General features: G+C 41.2%; 20 protein-coding genes. 5 read left to right on the top strand and 15 right to left on the bottom strand.

Features of this window, described 5'->3' with window-relative positions:
* Window positions 1-13: 13 nt before the first annotated feature.
* The 4 genes from DYI25_RS02710 to DYI25_RS02695 form a co-directional block, all read right to left on the bottom strand.
* Window positions 14-634 (bottom strand): RsfA family transcriptional regulator, encoded by a 621-nt coding sequence (locus DYI25_RS02710; RefSeq protein ID WP_213366735.1) that lies wholly within the window; start codon window positions 632-634, stop codon window positions 14-16.
* Window positions 635-722: 88 nt separating this feature from the next.
* Entirely contained in the window at window positions 723-1,484 is a 762-nt protein-coding gene (locus tag DYI25_RS02705; protein ID WP_213366733.1) for an enoyl-CoA hydratase/isomerase family protein, read from the bottom strand.
* A gap of 214 nt (window positions 1,485-1,698) precedes the next feature.
* On the bottom strand, window positions 1,699-1,872 hold the full coding sequence (rpmF, locus tag DYI25_RS02700; RefSeq protein WP_023615018.1) for a 50S ribosomal protein L32: 174 nt from the start codon (window positions 1,870-1,872) through the stop codon (window positions 1,699-1,701).
* 80 nt (window positions 1,873-1,952) lie between these two features.
* Entirely contained in the window at window positions 1,953-2,477 is a 525-nt protein-coding gene (locus tag DYI25_RS02695; protein WP_213366731.1) for a YceD family protein, read from the bottom strand.
* 146 nt (window positions 2,478-2,623) lie between these two features.
* Between DYI25_RS02695 and DYI25_RS02690 the strand changes: the two genes are divergently transcribed.
* On the top strand, window positions 2,624-3,841 hold the full coding sequence (locus DYI25_RS02690; RefSeq protein WP_213366729.1) for a nucleotidyltransferase: 1,218 nt from the start codon (window positions 2,624-2,626) through the stop codon (window positions 3,839-3,841).
* A gap of 58 nt (window positions 3,842-3,899) precedes the next feature.
* On the opposite strand, the gene DYI25_RS02685 is transcribed toward DYI25_RS02690, so the two are convergent.
* Together DYI25_RS02685 and DYI25_RS02680 are read right to left on the bottom strand one after the other, a co-directional pair.
* Window positions 3,900-4,925: a SepM family pheromone-processing serine protease gene (locus DYI25_RS02685; RefSeq protein WP_213366727.1), complete on the bottom strand. Its 1,026-nt coding sequence runs from the start codon at window positions 4,923-4,925 to the stop codon at window positions 3,900-3,902.
* Window positions 4,922-5,737 carry a patatin-like phospholipase family protein gene (locus DYI25_RS02680; RefSeq protein ID WP_213366725.1) on the bottom strand — a complete coding sequence of 272 codons (816 nt, stop codon included), beginning with the start codon at window positions 5,735-5,737 and terminating at the stop codon, window positions 4,922-4,924. The genes DYI25_RS02685 and DYI25_RS02680 overlap by 4 nt, the downstream gene beginning before the upstream one ends.
* Window positions 5,738-6,176: 439 nt before the next feature.
* On the opposite strand from DYI25_RS02680, the gene ylbJ reads away from it, so the two are divergent.
* The gene (ylbJ, locus tag DYI25_RS02675) at window positions 6,177-7,400 is read left to right on the top strand and encodes a sporulation integral membrane protein YlbJ (RefSeq protein ID WP_213366723.1); all 1,224 of its coding nucleotides are present in this window, start codon (window positions 6,177-6,179) and stop codon (window positions 7,398-7,400) included.
* A gap of 18 nt (window positions 7,401-7,418) precedes the next feature.
* Here the strand turns inward: ylbJ and coaD are convergent, their stop codons facing one another.
* The 3 genes from coaD to DYI25_RS02660 all read right to left on the bottom strand — a co-directional run bounded on the left by coaD (window position 7,419) and on the right by DYI25_RS02660 (window position 10,279).
* Complete coding sequence (coaD, locus tag DYI25_RS02670) at window positions 7,419-7,913, bottom strand: pantetheine-phosphate adenylyltransferase (protein WP_213366721.1); 495 nt, start codon at window positions 7,911-7,913, stop codon at window positions 7,419-7,421.
* On the bottom strand, window positions 7,914-8,486 hold the full coding sequence (gene rsmD / locus DYI25_RS02665; protein WP_213366719.1) for a 16S rRNA (guanine(966)-N(2))-methyltransferase RsmD: 573 nt from the start codon (window positions 8,484-8,486) through the stop codon (window positions 7,914-7,916).
* 395 nt (window positions 8,487-8,881) lie between these two features.
* Window positions 8,882-10,279 (bottom strand): stalk domain-containing protein, encoded by a 1,398-nt coding sequence (locus DYI25_RS02660; protein ID WP_213366717.1) that lies wholly within the window; start codon window positions 10,277-10,279, stop codon window positions 8,882-8,884.
* 167 nt (window positions 10,280-10,446) lie between these two features.
* Here DYI25_RS02660 and DYI25_RS02655 point away from each other — a divergent pair, with 167 nt between their 5' ends.
* A complete protein-coding gene (locus DYI25_RS02655) occupies window positions 10,447-10,836 on the top strand; it encodes a DUF7147 family protein (protein WP_213366715.1) in 390 nt (129 codons plus the stop codon).
* Between the two features lie 62 nt (window positions 10,837-10,898).
* On the opposite strand, the gene DYI25_RS02650 is transcribed toward DYI25_RS02655, so the two are convergent.
* The 4 genes from DYI25_RS02650 to DYI25_RS02635 form a co-directional block, all read right to left on the bottom strand.
* Window positions 10,899-11,174 (bottom strand): YlbG family protein, encoded by a 276-nt coding sequence (locus DYI25_RS02650; protein ID WP_213366713.1) that lies wholly within the window; start codon window positions 11,172-11,174, stop codon window positions 10,899-10,901.
* Window positions 11,175-11,341: 167 nt separating this feature from the next.
* Entirely contained in the window at window positions 11,342-11,809 is a 468-nt protein-coding gene (locus tag DYI25_RS02645) for a YlbF family regulator (RefSeq protein WP_274609484.1), read from the bottom strand.
* Window positions 11,810-11,931: 122 nt separating this feature from the next.
* Window positions 11,932-12,171, bottom strand: coding sequence for a YlbE-like family protein (locus tag DYI25_RS02640; protein WP_213366711.1), 240 nt, complete (start codon window positions 12,169-12,171; stop codon window positions 11,932-11,934).
* 14 nt (window positions 12,172-12,185) lie between these two features.
* A complete protein-coding gene (locus tag DYI25_RS02635; RefSeq protein ID WP_213366709.1) occupies window positions 12,186-12,587 on the bottom strand; it encodes a YlbD family protein in 402 nt (133 codons plus the stop codon).
* 286 nt (window positions 12,588-12,873) lie between these two features.
* Here DYI25_RS02635 and DYI25_RS02630 point away from each other — a divergent pair, with 286 nt between their 5' ends.
* On the top strand, window positions 12,874-13,365 hold the full coding sequence (locus tag DYI25_RS02630) for a PaaI family thioesterase (protein WP_213366707.1): 492 nt from the start codon (window positions 12,874-12,876) through the stop codon (window positions 13,363-13,365).
* An 11-nt stretch (window positions 13,366-13,376) separates the two neighbouring features.
* Complete coding sequence (locus DYI25_RS02625; protein WP_213366705.1) at window positions 13,377-13,742, top strand: hypothetical protein; 366 nt, start codon at window positions 13,377-13,379, stop codon at window positions 13,740-13,742.
* A gap of 244 nt (window positions 13,743-13,986) precedes the next feature.
* On the opposite strand, the gene DYI25_RS02620 is transcribed toward DYI25_RS02625, so the two are convergent.
* Both DYI25_RS02620 and DYI25_RS02615 read right to left on the bottom strand, forming a co-directional pair.
* Window positions 13,987-15,063 carry a CAP domain-containing protein gene (locus tag DYI25_RS02620; protein WP_425374508.1) on the bottom strand — a complete coding sequence of 359 codons (1,077 nt, stop codon included), beginning with the start codon at window positions 15,061-15,063 and terminating at the stop codon, window positions 13,987-13,989.
* 319 nt (window positions 15,064-15,382) lie between these two features.
* Window positions 15,383-15,811 carry a CBS domain-containing protein gene (locus tag DYI25_RS02615; RefSeq protein ID WP_213366703.1) on the bottom strand — a complete coding sequence of 143 codons (429 nt, stop codon included), beginning with the start codon at window positions 15,809-15,811 and terminating at the stop codon, window positions 15,383-15,385.
* Between the last annotated feature and the right edge of the window lie 209 nt (window positions 15,812-16,020).

Raw genomic sequence — 16,020 nt, 5'->3', positions numbered from 1 at the left:
CGCTGTTTATTGCCTATTTTTTTACCTTTTCCAGATTTCCTTTTCCTTCTACCTGGAAGTTCATTTTTTGCTGTTGGTTCTCGTCTCTAGGGCCTACTCTTTTTTTCGCGCGCTCCATGATGTCAATCAAAGCACGATAGTCTTCCTCCATCGAACGCAATTGTGTTTCTAATTTTTCATTTTCGGCAGACAAGTAATAGATTTGTTTTTCCAGCCCGCGGATTTTTTCTTTTTGCACATCCTGGTTGTTTGCATCACCCGCTTTTTCATAGAGGTCATCAAGATATTGTTTTACTGCTTCAATATTTAGGTTTGATCGCTTCTCTTCTTGTTCTGGAGCCATGTTTGGCGCTTCACTCACTGGCGGTGCAACTTCTTCTGCCTTCTCCTGTGACTTCGTCTGTTTTTTCGATTCCTTCCGTTGCTTTTTCGCCAGCTCAATACCAGATTTATATTGTTTCCTTACATATGAATTCCAGCGGAAACCACAAGCTGCAGCAGTTCTCGAAAGCTGCTTTCCTACCTCTTCAAATGCTTTCAATTGTGTACCGCCTTCGCGGATATTGCGCAATACAACTTCAGCAAGCAATAAATCTTCATCCTGTGACCAGGCATCCTGACGGGTTAATGGCATCAGAAAATCCCTCCTATTGTTTTTTATTCATTCATATGCATCTAATAGGAAAGATAGACTGATATCGCCTAATACCCTGCTAATTATTTTATTTTTTTTTATTCATGAATTCGTCCACTTTTTTGTGGTGAGCGTCATCCTCCCACAACACAGCACATCTTGCCGCTTCTTCTCCCATCCGTTCTCTCATTGATAAAAGCTCCCATTTTTTATTCAATAATGATTTATAGGCTTCTAATACAGGTGACTCTTTATTCAAGCTTCCTTTCATAAATGAGAGACAGGCATCTATCGGATGATTTTTATAAATATAGTGGATGAATCCAAATCCCCTGAGTTCTTCGGCAGTGTATATTTTTGCATCAAGCAGCATTTTCATCGCAATATTCTGTGGAATTTTCTCTAAGAGAATGGAACCCCCTCCCCATCCTGTCGTAATGGCGAGGTTCCCCTGGACAAATCCCGCTTTCATCCCTTCTCTTCCAATCCTGAAGTCGCAAGCAGAAGCAATCTCACACCCTCCACCTACAGCAGAACCATTAAGAATGGCAATCGTAGGTTTAGGGAGGACTAAGAGCTTATATAAAATACCAGCCATCCTGGATAGCATCCCATAGGCCTCTTCCTCTGTTTTTAAACGATGAAACGCCGATAAATCTCCACCGGAACAAAATGCCTGGTCCCCTGCCCCGGTAATAGCAAAGACTTTGACATCATTTTCAGCAGCCATATCAATTGCTTTTTCAAGTCCCGACATCACTTCATAGTTTATGGCATTTCTCCTGTCAGGCCTGTTGATCGTAAAAAGCAGCACTCCATCTTTTTCTTTTGTAATTATGTATGGATCCATTGTTTGCCTCCTAAGATTCTCGTCCACTAAATTTTATCAATGTTCAGTACATTTAAAAAGTGCTGGAGTCTCTGAAGTGATTAAAATCAGGTTTTTAAGTAGGCTCCGCGGGACACTTTTCACCCTTCCTGCTGGAGGATAAATTGATGAAATTCGAGTAAAAGAAAAAAAGCACAGGGATGCAGATGCATCCTGTGCTTTTCCTTAGAGAAAATTAGTCGTTTACAACTTCTTTTCCTTTGTATGTTCCGCAAGCTTTGCACACACGGTGAGCAAGTTTCATTTCACCGCAGTTAGGGCATGCTACCATACCCGGAACTTGTAATTTAAAATGAGTACGGCGTTTTCTTTTCGCAGTTTTAGACGTTCTTCTAAATGGTACAGCCATTCTTCCCACCTCCTTAAAAGGAATAAGAAAGTTTATGAAGGCCAGTCCTTTTCTGGACCTCCACGCTCTTTTTTAATCGATTAGTCAGAGGAATCCTTAGAGTCCTCAAAGAATTTTGCAAGTCCGGCAAGTCGGGGATCAAGTTTTTCGGATTTCTCCTGTTCCTCGATTACTTCCCAATCCTTACCTGACTGGGGTGCGCCTTCTTGACCAGCGCTATCATCACAGAATACTTGCATCGGAACTTCCACTAGCAAGATCTCCCGGATGATGGGTTCAAGATCAATGACATCGCCTGTTACTTGATGAACTTCCTCGTCAGCCTCATATTCGTGGCTGTTTAACATGAAAGTTTCAGTTGTTTCCACATCAATTGGATATTTTACATCAACCAGTGTCCGTGAACAAGGCAGGATTAGATGTCCTTCAATCCGGATATGGAATGTCACTCTTGTGGCACTGATATCCGCCCTACCAGTTAGATGGATGGGAGATACCTCACGGATTGTCGGTTCTGTTTCCTTAATCGAGTCCATTCGGACAAACTCGTCGATTAGAAAGTCCTTGTTTCGATGTTTTTGTATCTGACTTATTGTCCATTTCATAGAATCACCCCAAGGCAACAAAGGTAATTATAGCCCTTCGCGTAATCATTTGTCAATATTTTTTCTTTACACTATAATTTACATATATACATTAAATTAAACTTCAAAACAATGCAATATCCATCTTAACATGAAGGAGTACAAGAATGAAAGCTGTTGGCGTTGTTGTTGAATATAATCCTTTCCATAATGGCCATTTATATCACCTGCAACAGGCGAAAGAACAAACTGGTGCAGATATTTCGATTGCAGCGATGAGCGGGAATTTCCTGCAGCGCGGTGAGCCAGCACTTGTCTCAAAATGGGCAAGGACAAAGATGGCTCTCGAAGCAGGCGTTGATATCGTGTTTGAGCTTCCCTACCGTTTTGCGACACAGCATGCTGAAACTTTTGCAGAAGGGGCAGTATCAATTCTTTCTGCCGCTGGTTGCGATACTCTTTGTTTCGGCAGCGAATCCGGAGAGTTGGAAGCATTCAATAAAACGATTGCCTTTCTTGAAGATAACAATGAAGTATTCCAGGAAAAAATAAAATCTTATACTGGGGAAGGCTATAGTTATCCCAAATCAATTGCCCTTAGCTTCCACTCTCTTGCTCCATCTGAAAGCTTCATCGATATTTCAAGGCCGAATAACATCCTCGGACTTCATTACATACAGGCGATCATCAGGCAAAAAAGTTCTATGAAAGCTGAAACGATCACAAGGAAGAACGCCGGCTACCATGATGAACATTTTGCTTCAGCCACCATTGCCAGTGCCACGAGCATACGCAAGGCATTATTCGGAGCGGCAGGAGAAATAGAGTCGATTAAGCAATACGTACCAGAAACAACATACACACAGCTAATAAACTACAGAGATCAATATGGCGGATTTCATTCATGGGAAGATTACTGGCCTTTATTGAAATATAAATTGCTTCAAAGCACTCCATCAGAAATAAAGGAATTCTATGAAGTCGAAGAAGGACTGGAGAACCGATTGCTTGCCGCTGCAGGTTCCTCAGGCTCCTTCCAGCAATTCATGGAATCCATTAAAACCAAGCGTTACACATGGACAAGACTGCAGAGAGTCTGTCTTCATATTTTAACCAATACGAGCAAAGACACCATGAAAAAGAGCCAAAAAACAGTGAATTATTTGAAGTTATTAGGGGCGACGGAAAAAGGGCGCTCCTACTTGAACTATAAGAAAAAGGATTTCAATCTGCCACTAGTGTCAAAGCTTTCTGCTTTTTCAGACCCTGATATAGACCTGGATATCAAAGCATCAAGGATTTATGCTCTCGGCCAAACTGCTAAAGGACAAGAACAGCTGCTCGCGGAAGAATTCGCCCGGCCGCCAATCATGTTAAATTCATGAAAACCTGCGCCAAAGGTTTTGAAATAAAATTACATTAAAAAAGAAAAATCAAGCTGGTTCAGCTTGATTTTTCTTTTAGATTCTCCAGGTAGGATACAGCTTCATCAAAAGTATCCACAGGGACTATTTTCATTTTTGTATCAATATCTTTAGCGGCGATAAGTGCCTCTTCATAGTTCGATCCCTTGGCACCTCTTTCAAACGGAGCAAAGAATATTTCTGCGCCTGCCTTATCTGCAGCAACCACTTTCTGTTGGATCCCGCCAATTCTTCCCACCGTTCCATTAGGACTCATTGTCCCTGTACCGGCTATTTCATATCCTTTTGTCAAATCTTCCTCAATCAATTGATTGTAGATTTCCAGTGAGAACATAAGCCCAGCCGATGGACCACCTATTTCATCGGATTGGACCGTTACGTCAGGCTCCACGTCTATTTCTTTGTCATCCACAAGCTGTATTCCTACTACCGGTCGGTCACTTCCATCTTCAAGCGCCTTTAGCGGGACTTTTACTGAATTTGTTTTGCCATTCCGTTTATAGGAAAGCTCGACTGTATCCCCTGGCTTTTTAGAACTGATATATTCTATGAACTCATCAGATGATTCAAATGCATTGCCATCCACCTGGAAAACTAGATCGCCTGGCATAAGTTTGCCCTCAGCCGGCATCCCTTCCATTGTCCTTAACACATAAACTCCTTTATAGGTGTAATCAACTGGTTTTCCTGCTTTGTTATAAGCAACCTCTATTGCCGATGTTTTTGAGTTATCCATCATGTGCAGCTGGCGAATATTGTATTCTTCATCAGATTCATTCTCTGCCCTTATATCTTCTACAGGATAGATTTCCTGATATTTGCTCAGCTTGGCAATGATATAGGCATATATATTCGCTCTTCCCATCCTGACGGTCGTAAGCATGAAGCTCCCTTCTTCATCATAACCGTCCTCAACCTCGACAATCGGTTCCAGCTCCTTTGCCATCCCTGGTTTTGTAACATAGTAAGGCAAGTAATAAAGAGCGCTAGCCATTAATAAAATAGCTGCCAATATAGACAGAGCTATAGACTTCTTTCTGCTCATTCTGTTTGTGGCTCCTTCCATTGTTCAATGCACTTTTTTATCTTATCGATGTGCTTTTTAGCTTCTTCTTCACCGATTGCAATGATTTCTTCTATATTGGTGAATGCTTTTGAATTAAACATATCAACTGGCGGCCTGAGCATTATATCCGATGCAACCTCCCGATTAGCGACAAGCTCCATTTGCATGATATCGATACTCTGCATGATTACATCAAAAATCGAGGTAACATCCTCGTTTTTCTTAACGCTGGATACATCCACTGCGATGACTATATCTGCTCCCATCTCCTTGGCAACAGAAACGGGGATCCGGTCAACAACTCCGCCATCGACAAACAATCTTCCATCTAGCTTTTCCGGAACAAAAATACCCGGTATAGCAATGCTAGCCCTTACAGCTTCCGCCACTGGGCCTTTTTTGAAAACGACCTTCTCCCCTGACATCAGGTCTGTTGCAACAATGCCAATCGGGATATCCAGTTCTTCGATCATTTTACCATGGGTAAAAATCCTGATGAGCTCCTTAACCCTTTTCCCGGCGATAAACCCCATCTTAGGGACCGTAAAGTCCAGATAATATTTCCGTTTGAACACACGCGATAGTTTATAAAGCCGATCCACGTCAAGGCCTGCACCGTAAAATGAAGCCACAAGTGCCCCCATGCTGCTTCCGGCTATCAAATCAATCGGAATGCCTTCATCTGTGAGAACTTTTATGACACCCAGATGTGCAAATCCTCGTGCTCCACCTGATCCAAGAGCTAAACCTATCTTTGGACTTGCCAAAGCTTTTTCCTCCCTTAAAACCATGATTTTTTCGATACAGACTAAACTTGGTCTAATTTGGAGTTCAGCGAGTATATTGATTTATATGAGGACAAGGCTGACAACTAACCATTATTTATGTATTTTTTAGGCTTTTCGCAAACTTTTTTTTGATCATGAAACCAGCATTAGCAGTACGAGGCCTGAATTGATTAGAGCCCGTTGCATATACGAATGCTGACGCAAGCACGTTTCAAAAAAGCAAAAAATCAATGCGAACACAGCCAATTTTCATAACGAAATAAAAATAGTTAGAATGCATAGGAAATTAATAATCAGGATCAATAGGGCTTTATACATCCGGTCCGGAAAGTACATATAAATGGACCTTGAATGGAAGATGCCCCTCCTCTGGTGAGTTTCCTTCTATTTTACCATTGATTAAAACAGTTTCACAGCAAGACCGCAGGAAGGAGGATATTAGGTGCTTAAATCGAAAATGAAAACACTTTTCCTTGCAGCCTCCGTCACTTTACTGGCTGCTTCACTCATTTCTTTTCCCCAGCAATCCTTTGATGCTTCGATAAGAGGCTTGAATATGTGGTGGGAAATTGTCTTTCCCTCGCTCCTTCCTTTTTTCATCGTTTCAGAAATGCTGATTGGATTCGGTGTCGTCCGTTTCATTGGTGTTTTGTTGGAACCTTTGATGAGGCCACTGTTCAGAGTACCAGGTGTTGGTGGTTTTGTCTGGGCAATGGGCATGGCTTCCGGCTTCCCCGCAGGAGCAAAGCTGACCGCCAGAATGCGACAGGAAGGGCAGCTGTCAAAAATTGAAGCTGAAAGACTTGTTTCGTTTACTAATTCATCCAACCCGCTATTCATTTTTGGCGCAGTATCAGTTGGGTTCTTCTATAATGTTCAGCTCGGTGTTATTCTGGCACTAGCCCATTACCTTGGAAACATCAGCGTTGGATTGATAATGAGGTTCTACGGTAGAAGTGAGGAAAATACAACAAAGGAAAAGGAACGAAACCTCACGATCAGGGATGCGTTTGCCGCTTTGCATAGGACAAGGATAAAAGACAACCGTCCGATAGGAAAACTGCTGGGTGACGCTGTTATGTCTTCCATCCAGACCTTGTTGATGATTGGCGGTTTCATTATCTTATTCTCAGTTATTAACAAACTATTATTCCACCTTCACATTACCGCCTTCCTGGCTGAATTCCTTGAAATCTTGCTGGTGATGCTCGGCATGACAGAAAGCTTGAGCTTGCCATTCATTTCAGGCCTATTCGAAATCACTCTCGGCAGCCAGATGACCAGCCAGATCCAGGAAGCTACTTTGATGCATCAGGCTGTCATCACCAGCTTCATCCTCGCATTCAGCGGGTTTAGCGTCCAGGCCCAGGTTGCCAGTATTCTTGCCCAGACAGACATTCGCTTCCAGCCTTTCTTTTTCGCAAGAATATTTCATGGAATCTTTGCAGCATTCTATGCATTCATTTTATGGAAGCCGGTTTATGAGCGCTTTTTTGAAGATGGCCAGCCATCAAATGCCCTGCCTGTAATGGAATATCTTACTTCTGAAGGAAATCGCCTGGCAGACGCGCATAACATGCTCACCACGGCCGGTCCGCTTATTACCATCGGGAGTTTGCTCATTTATGTATGGTTACTTGGAAATCGGATATTGAAAGAAAAATAACGGGCAAATTTATGCCCGCTATTTTTCTTCTTCGTTATTGAATTTTTTGAGTAATGCCTCTTCGACTTCACGCGGAACTAATTCAGAAATTTTCCCATCATATTTTGCAACCTCTTTAACGATACTTGAACTTAAGAATGAGTACTGGTTGTTTGTCATAATGAAGAAAGTCTCAATTCTATCATTCAACACCCTGTTCATTGATGTGATTTGCATTTCATATTCAAAGTCCGAAACGGCCCGCAAACCCCTGACTATGGCGTTGGCGTTGACACTCTCAGCATAATCAACCAGCAAGCCCTGAAATGAATCTACCTTTACATTCGGAATGATCTTTGTTACCTGTTCAATAAGTTCAATTCTTTCTTCTACCGAAAACAAGGGTTTCTTAGAAGAATTATTTAAAACAACTACATAAAGCTCATCGAATACCTTTGCTGCCCTTGTGATGATATCCAAATGCCCCAATGTAATCGGATCGAAACTGCCTGGACATACAGCAACACTTCCCACTTATACTTCCCCCTCATCTTCTGCATCAACTTTATAAAGAGTAATTCCTATAATTCCGTATTTTTCGCTTCTCGTCTGCACAAGTCCTCCTACCTTTTCTGGCAGATTGATATCACTTGCATGCTCGCAGACGATCAGACCATCATGTTGAACAAGGTTCTCTTTATCAATCATCTCCAGCAGCTTGACCAGCTGCTGTTTTTTATATGGCGGGTCCAAGAATATATAATCGAACTTAAGGTCTCTTTTTTGAATTGCCTTCAACGCTCTGACAGCATCATTACGGTATACTTCTGCCTTTTCTTCCAAACCGCAGGATTTAAGGTTTTCATTTATGATATGAATCGCCTTTCCTTCACGGTCGACAAAAATAACTTTATCCAGACCCCTGCTTAGCGCTTCGATTCCAAGACCTCCGCTTCCAGCAAATAAATCCAGGCCCAATCCTTCTGTAAAATACGGCCCAATCATATTGAACAGCGCTTCCTTTACTTTATCAGTGGTAGGTCGCGTTGACGTTCCAGGTACCGCTTTCAAAGCGCGGCCCTTCAAATCACCTGATACAACTCTCATATTATGTACTCCTCAATCATGTAGCTTTTCAATAGTATGTAAATTACTCCCTTATCCTACCACACATATAAAAAATTAACCAAATAAGTGTATATCCCTTCCTAATGTGGAAATAATGATGATTAACAACATCAATTTGAGGATGTTGTTGCCAACCGCGGAGAAGACTTACGTTTCCCCATAAGTTCTTCCTCCGGTTTCTCCTCTCCCTTTGCCTTCTATCCTGTTGAAGGGATATAGAAGGACCCTGCAGAAAACTGCAGGGCTTTTTTTTGTTTAGGAAATTATAAAATTATGTAGTTGTGGATATCTACATGTATGGGGTCTTAATCCAGCTCCGGCGCCTAGCCCCTCGAGGCGCTTGCGCTTTTTGTTCTTGCCTCCGAAATGACGTTTTATGATTCAAGAATAAACCTTTCTTCATTTTCCGAAACTTGAACTTTAAAAATCGCATTTAACCAGTGCTTTTCCAAATACCATTCACCATTCAGGTTCTGAAATGGGTTTTCAAGGAGCCCGAAGCTTTGGCCATCATGAACGAATGTTTTATTCTTTATGTTGAAGTAGTAAGTGTTGCTGGCAGATGAAATTTCTAATGTTGTAAATTCAGGTCCTAATTTGATTTGATAGCCTAAAGCATCCATAGTCGGCACTAAAGGGAACAGGTATTGATCGCCTTTGATGACAGCAGCCAGCTCATTCTTTTCATCTCCATTCACTATGACGCTCCTTGCGTCTTTAAAAAGCAATGGAAAAACTCCTGGACCTTTTTGGCTGTTCATTGAGAAGAAATTTGTGTTCATCCCTTTGATGGATGACAAATACTCATCAAGCGTGTTGCCACCGAGATTACTCTCTTCGGAAAAATAGTTAATAAAAGCAGTTATTTCTTCTGAAGTCATAGTTTTCACCAACTCCTCGACCATCGCCCTGCTTTTTGCATTTACTGGTTCCTGCTTTGTAACCAGTGAAGCCAATGCCTCAAGAATCCAGTTTTCTTTACCCATGTCTGCTCCAAACTTCGATGAAAAATAGGCTAAGACCAATTGCTGCTCAAGTTCCTTGTCGGTCAGCTTGTTTCCTGCCAGCAGGAGCCCGTTACCGCGGACAGTCCTTTGGCCATCAGTGATGACTACAGATAAATGTTTGTCGGAAAAGAACTTAAGACTGTCAAACTCGTAAATGATCTGTTCCTTCTGAGTGGTATAATAATCAATTCCTTTTTGCCCAGTTAATTTAATCAGGGACTTATCCTGCCAATATAGTGAAGGGGTAGAATTCACTCCTTCAAAAACATAATAGTGCAGTAACTCCGTTTGCTTATAGCCTTTCAATGGCACCCCGGCAACCCATGTGCCTCTGCTGTAGTATTGGTCTATAATCTCTAAACGCGTCTTGTTGATCGTTGCATCCTTCAGTACAATCAACCAATCATTTAAGAGCAAGGCAAGCCCTGGTCCAGATTTAATAGTGAACTCAAAATGCATTTTTTCCCCTTTTGGCAATTGTTCATATCCACCATAACACGGATTCCCTTCTCCATCGGTGCACTTGACCTCTGTAGCCTGTGCCGGGATGACTGCATGGTATTGTCGGTCCATATCAAGACCATCAAAGGTCTGCTTTACATGAAGCTGGTTCTGTTCAACCTTCACCGTAGCAACGATAGATGTATCTCGCCTTGATTCGGCTATTCTTCCTTTTTTATCCAAAAAAGCACTCCATTGCCAAATGATGGCTGCAAATATAATTATGAATAATCCTGTGGTCATCAGGAAAGACACTTTCTTCATTTAACTACTCTCCAATCTCTACTACTAATAAAATAGCAAAAACAAAGGAGAAGAGTAAGAAAAAATTTAAAAATTGTATGAAAGAATCGAGCCTGACAAACACTTCAAATTTTTGACTACAAATGTTAAAGTATGATGGAATGATAAGTTGGAAGGGGTAATTCAGATTGATTCAGCGTTTTATCGAGCTTGGAGAAGGATATTCGGATCTTTACGAATTGATAGAAACTGCAAGGGCAAACCAGCAACGGTTGATGCACTTGATGGCAATCCATACAAAAATAAATGAAAAGGATGTAAGTTCCCTTGTCGTTGTGCTCAAGCCAACCGACCCTGGGAAATTCCAGGCACTCTATGTATGCAGGGAGGGCGTTCCAAATCCTCATGTCTTGAAAAACAAACGCTTCGACATGTTTGCAGAATTGGCTGCTGAACTGGGAAAAACCATCATTGAATTTGATGCCAAACCTTCGACGATGTTCGCCGAAAAAGAACTGTACTATCAACACCTTATTGGCATTTTAAGGCTGAACCACTATATACCACCGCTTCAATAACGCAAAAAAGGTGAGGATTCCCCTCACCTTTTCTTCTAACAATAAGCTATTCAAGAACGGTTCTATATTCCCATCTTATAATCATATTCTTTTGCCTTATCAGGGGAAGAGTTTTCGAATTCCATTTTTAAGAATGGTTTATAGGAAGGTTCCACCTTTTTAACAAACGAATATGAACTGATTTTATCCATCAGCGTCTCTGCCTCATCGAGATTGCAGTATATGACTGCATATTTCAATTTTTTCGAGACAAAATGAACATTTCCAAATCTTCTGAGCATCTTGGCTTGCTTTAATGAATACAGCCAGACGATGATACCTTGCCTCTGTCCTATCATATTCTTTTCCCCTTCGGTAAACGTTTGCTTTGTACTAGTCTAGCATACAAAAAACAGTTTTTTCAATAATCAATCCCATTTAACCCATTCTAAAACCTACATTGGGATCATACAGGGCCAGAATCATAATAAAAAAGCATGGGTTACCCATGCTTTCTGGTGATAATCTACGCAGAGCACCCACAGCTTCCTCCGCTGCCGCAACCGCCTCCGCAAGAGCTTTCGAAGAAAGGATTCCCGGTAGGGACTTTCACGCTCTCTGAAACGGATCTGCCGATGATCACACTAACCTCATCAAGCAGGCTCTGTAAGTCATTTTCCGCTTTCTTGAATTCGGCAATTACCTCATCCATGTCCAGCTCTCTTTTAACAATCCGGATTTGGCCCATGACTTCCTTGTAGTCTGGATGGTACTTTCCGAAACGCTGGACCTCTTCGTAGCGTTCCTTCATGTCCACAAATTCACGAACCTTCCTCTGTGTCTCCGGATTATTTTTAACATTATATAAACATTCCCGATAACATTCGGCAATATCAGATTGTAAAATCATGCTGACTAACTGTTCAGCTTCTTCCAACAATAAGACTCTTTCTGATGTAACAGCAAGCAATGCTGGCTCACCTCCGAACATCATTTTACCATGAAACTGCCAGAAAAGCTAAACTTTCCGGGCTAGCATCACCTGAAAGCCTGGCATGCCTGCTGAATCCAATTCTCTAAGCAAGCAAAGCTTTCCTCATTCAGAAGAAAGCTTTGTCATGATTTGGAATTCATGCTCGAGAACATATGCATCATCATCGATGCCATCTGGACATTGTTTGAGAATTTTTGAACCTTATGCGGGATGGTTTTTTCAAAATGGTGCAGCGCGGCAATCTGTGCAGAATAAATATCCCTGGGATCCCTGCTCAGCTTCCTGTACCAGTTAGGCTGGGCTCGGACGAACTCTATCAATTCTTTATTTGATCGTAATTGCTCCATGACATCTTTACGCATTGTTAGCCTCCAATCTAATCCTGCCTGAATGAGAAAGGATGTGCAGGGCCTGAACCTTTAGATGCCTGCTGTCCGCCTTTGCTTCCCTGAAACTGAGAAAGCACACCCTGGATCGCTCCGAGTGCCTGGCTTATATTATGGATCTGTCCTTGCATCTGCTCGGGATCCATATTTTTAACAGCACCCATTATCGTTCCTAACCAATCCGTTTTCTTTTCCTTTTCTTCGCTTTTTTCGTCCTTGTCATTTTGGCTTTTATTATTCCATTTTGGATCATCCTCACCGAGCAGGTACCAATCTTCGTACATTTCCTGCCAGCTCGTATTCCCCTTCCTGACTTCCTGCACGAGCTCGGGGTGGGCTTTCACAAATTCCTTGAACTTTTCAACAGAGGGATGAAGTTTCTTTTTGGCCATACTTTCACCTCACAGTGTAACAAATGCCTATAATAGCTTATGAAAATTATCATTATTGGTGAAAGGGATCCATGATAAATTATTGTTCTAACAGCAACCTTCTGATTCTATGTTGCTTTCACATCCATCTTATAAATAAACTTATGGATTTCTCTATACTTTAAAACTTCATCTTAATTTTTTAAAGTGTTAAAATAAAAAACAGATTATAAGATGGCTTTTTTAAAATAGTGATTTTCATTCGGAATTTTAGGAAAAGAGCCATTCAGAAAGAGGTATTAATATAGTGGAAAAAGAATTGCAACAGCTTTTAGACGAATGCGTCTCGCTCTCAGGCGAGCAGGAACTTGAAGATCTCAAAACGGTGCTATCTGGGGTTAAAAATAAACTAAGCGGGAAAAACAGTACGTATATCGATGGACTTCTTCATATGGATAGGAGACTCGATCATGAAACCTGCGAAATTGATATTCCGATTACAAATGTACTCGACAATACCCTTGGCATAGTCCATGGCGGCTTTACTGCCACGATACTCGACACGGCAATGGGAACACTTGCGAATAAACTGCTGCCAGAAGGTTATGCAGCGGTCACGTCACAAATAAACATCCATTATCTAGCGCCAGGTATCGGCGACAATCTCCATTGTAAAGCTACGCTGATTCATAAAGGTAGAAGTACCGTTGTCCTTGAAGCTGATGTATTCAGGTCTGATGGAAAAAAAATCGCTCATTCTTCCGGAAGCTTTTTCGTTGTAAAAAAACAGCATAAATAAGGTGATCATGTATGGTTACAGCAATTGCGATACCGATTGTCCTTGCCTATTTTTATTGGTTGACGAAAAAAGAAATGCAGGCGAATTTTCAGGAATGGATCAAACTTGAAAATATTCCTGAGGAAGCGATCGTGAGCGGAAAAATCATGGAGGTTAATGAATACAAAGAGCGATTTTACTATCATCGCTATAATCATATAACCGTCTTGAAAATCAACACTGGATTAAAGGAGTTGACCGTAAAAAAAGTGACGCCATTGAGAAAAGAGATAGTTCCTCCCCTTTTCAACGAAGGAGAAATGGTACATCTTTACGGCAACTGGAAGCAGGGTTTCTTTTCAGTCAACAGGGTAATCAAGCAAAACGAAGGAGCATGACCTCTTGGTGCATGCTCCTTCGCTGTAAATAATAAATGGCTGTTTTCGTAAATATTGTTGTTAAAATCCTAAAGCCGATTTTAACGAAATAGTACGAATTTTGTATTTCGGTATTAAGTTTGCAAGCTGTTTTCTCAAAACATGAGGCTACTTTGAGTAGAAAAATAGTTCATTCACTCCTATTTTGTAGTCAATAGCAACAAAGTCTGAGAAATGAGCCTAATAAATAAATGTAAAATAGCAATTACTGTTCTTGTTCCCACAATCTCAAAAAGTTCTGGGTATAATGCCTTTGGTAAACCCCTACTCCAAGATGCGAAAACTCCTCATTCAATAGCGCCTCACGGTGGGATTCACTATTCAGCCAGCCTTCGACAACTGCTGGTCCATCAGTATAGTTAGCAGCGATGTTTTCGCCAGCCACTTGATACAAGATCTCTGCTGCTTTTAACCTTTCCGATAAATCCCCGAATTTTTCCGACTCATGCGAAAAATAGTCTTCAATGGCCATATCCTTACTATGGGCATACGCAACTTCTGCCGTTTTTTCATCCCACTCAAGCGTTGGCAGCTCATGTCTTAATCTGATCGCATTAGTGATGTCCAGAATCTGTTTTTCGAGACCAGCCTCAATCCTGACCCAATCCCCTTCTGATAATACAGGCGGTTCTATCAGAGTCCCTCTGTAGACCATTTCATATGGACGCTGCTTGACGATCGTTTCTTTGTCCATATACCGGATGCTCGAGACAGAACTAGTGAATTTATCAATATAGAGCTGAACAAAGTACTCACCCATTTTGATAATGGGACGGGTGTTCATATCCTGCTCGGAAAGCTCGAACTTGTAGGAGCTCCCATTATATTCAAACGTCACATCCGGCTCTATCACGTTCATTGAAAAGATTTCTTCAATCGGCTGACCAATTTCAAATGGCTGTACATTTACTGAAGGCCCAATGCCGTAAGCCGTCACGACCTTGCCATCCAAGACACCAGCCTGGATATATTGGTCAATGTCATTGTTAAAAATCCACCAATGGAAACCATAAGCTGAAAGATCAACCCTGGATGGTTCACCTAAGGTCTCCTTAAGAGAATCAATATCTTTTCCTAATAGGGAACCTACACCTTGTGCAGGCTGTTCAATTCCCTCACTGATACTTTGTTGATTGATATCCTTTTCGAGGGAGTCATCTACTTTAGGAGTAGACGTCTGTTCGATTACCATTTCGTCATTATCTTCCTTGTTATAACCCATGTATAAACCAATAAGTAAAAAGATTGCGGCAAACATTAATATCCTTACAATAGTTCGCAGGTAGATCCCCCCTTCATTGACTGTATTGCTAGCCACACTTATGTGATTCAAAAGACACTATTATCTCTCTATCACTATATGAGTGATTTTTGAAATTATTATATCATTTATAGAGTTCTTTTTAATAGAAGTGTTCCATACGACTCAAAAAAATTTATGACCTTCAACACGATTGACATTCTTCTTGCATTTCTATGGTTAACATACTTTTAACATACGGTTTGCTTATTGTAAAATCAAACAACAACCTGTTCAGAGAAAGGTTCAAGAAACATTCGGAAGATTAATGACAAAAGGCACCCATTATGAGTGCCTAAGACTATTGCATGTGATTCCCTGGCTCAGAGATTTCTGATAGGGCGTGCTGTGCTTGTTCGTCTGTCATTTCATTTACAGCAAAGTCACCAAGCGCTACGATTCCTACTAATTTATCGTCTTCTACTACTGGCAGCCTTCTTATTTGCTGCTCTGCCATAAGCCTGGTTGCATCTTTAGTGGACATATCCGGTGTTGCTGTAACGAGATGGTCACTCATAACCGTTTCTACCTTTGAAGATGGTGGATGTTTTTCTGCTATCCCTCTAATGACAATATCCCGGTCGGTAATCATTCCTACGAGCTTATCCTTGTCAACGATAGGGATGGATCCGACATTCCATTCCTTCATTTTGACCGCCACTTCGAATACATTGTCCAGTAAAGTACAGGTTTCCACATCGCTAGTCATGATATCACGGATTTTACGCACTTTCATTTCCTCCTTATGAATCAAAGCTTGCCTACTCACAACTAGGGTTGCCTGTCTCATGCTAATTATGCCCTCAATTACATAAATCTTATTTTGTCATCAGTTTTTCTTGTATGTAAGCAGAGAAATTCAATTTTATATTCATTGCAACTTAAGCATATTTTTACTATTATTAAATTTGAGATATAATCTATTTTAGGCGATATTAC

This window comes from Mesobacillus boroniphilus (genome assembly GCF_018424685.1).
GTDB lineage: Bacteria > Bacillota > Bacilli > Bacillales > Cytobacillaceae > Mesobacillus > Mesobacillus boroniphilus_A.
This window is presented reverse-complemented; position numbering and strand designations above follow the sequence as displayed.

What these genes read in the sequence shown, in the direction of transcription:
- DYI25_RS02680 (WP_213366725.1), bottom strand. Translation starts at nt 5,737, where the DNA reads ATGGTTTTAAGGGAGGAAAAAGCTTTGGCAAGTCCAAAGATAGGTTTA.
- DYI25_RS02645 (WP_274609484.1), bottom strand. Translation starts at nt 11,809, where the DNA reads ATGATGTTCGGAGGTGAGCCAGCATTGCTTGCTGTTACATCAGAAAGA.
- rpmF (WP_023615018.1), bottom strand. Translation starts at nt 1,872, where the DNA reads ATGGCTGTACCATTTAGAAGAACGTCTAAAACTGCGAAAAGAAAACGC.
- DYI25_RS02690 (WP_213366729.1), top strand. Translation starts at nt 2,624, where the DNA reads ATGAAAGCTGTTGGCGTTGTTGTTGAATATAATCCTTTCCATAATGGC.
- DYI25_RS02705 (WP_213366733.1), bottom strand. Translation starts at nt 1,484, where the DNA reads ATGGATCCATACATAATTACAAAAGAAAAAGATGGAGTGCTGCTTTTT.
- DYI25_RS02640 (WP_213366711.1), bottom strand. Translation starts at nt 12,171, where the DNA reads ATGCGTAAAGATGTCATGGAGCAATTACGATCAAATAAAGAATTGATA.
- rsmD (WP_213366719.1), bottom strand. Translation starts at nt 8,486, where the DNA reads ATGAGAGTTGTATCAGGTGATTTGAAGGGCCGCGCTTTGAAAGCGGTA.
- DYI25_RS02660 (WP_213366717.1), bottom strand. Translation starts at nt 10,279, where the DNA reads ATGAAGAAAGTGTCTTTCCTGATGACCACAGGATTATTCATAATTATA.
- DYI25_RS02635 (WP_213366709.1), bottom strand. Translation starts at nt 12,587, where the DNA reads ATGGCCAAAAAGAAACTTCATCCCTCTGTTGAAAAGTTCAAGGAATTT.
- DYI25_RS02710 (WP_213366735.1), bottom strand. Translation starts at nt 634, where the DNA reads ATGCCATTAACCCGTCAGGATGCCTGGTCACAGGATGAAGATTTATTG.
- DYI25_RS02685 (WP_213366727.1), bottom strand. Translation starts at nt 4,925, where the DNA reads ATGAGCAGAAAGAAGTCTATAGCTCTGTCTATATTGGCAGCTATTTTA.
- DYI25_RS02650 (WP_213366713.1), bottom strand. Translation starts at nt 11,174, where the DNA reads ATGATAGGACAGAGGCAAGGTATCATCGTCTGGCTGTATTCATTAAAG.
- DYI25_RS02695 (WP_213366731.1), bottom strand. Translation starts at nt 2,477, where the DNA reads ATGAAATGGACAATAAGTCAGATACAAAAACATCGAAACAAGGACTTT.
- DYI25_RS02625 (WP_213366705.1), top strand. Translation starts at nt 13,377, where the DNA reads ATGGTTACAGCAATTGCGATACCGATTGTCCTTGCCTATTTTTATTGG.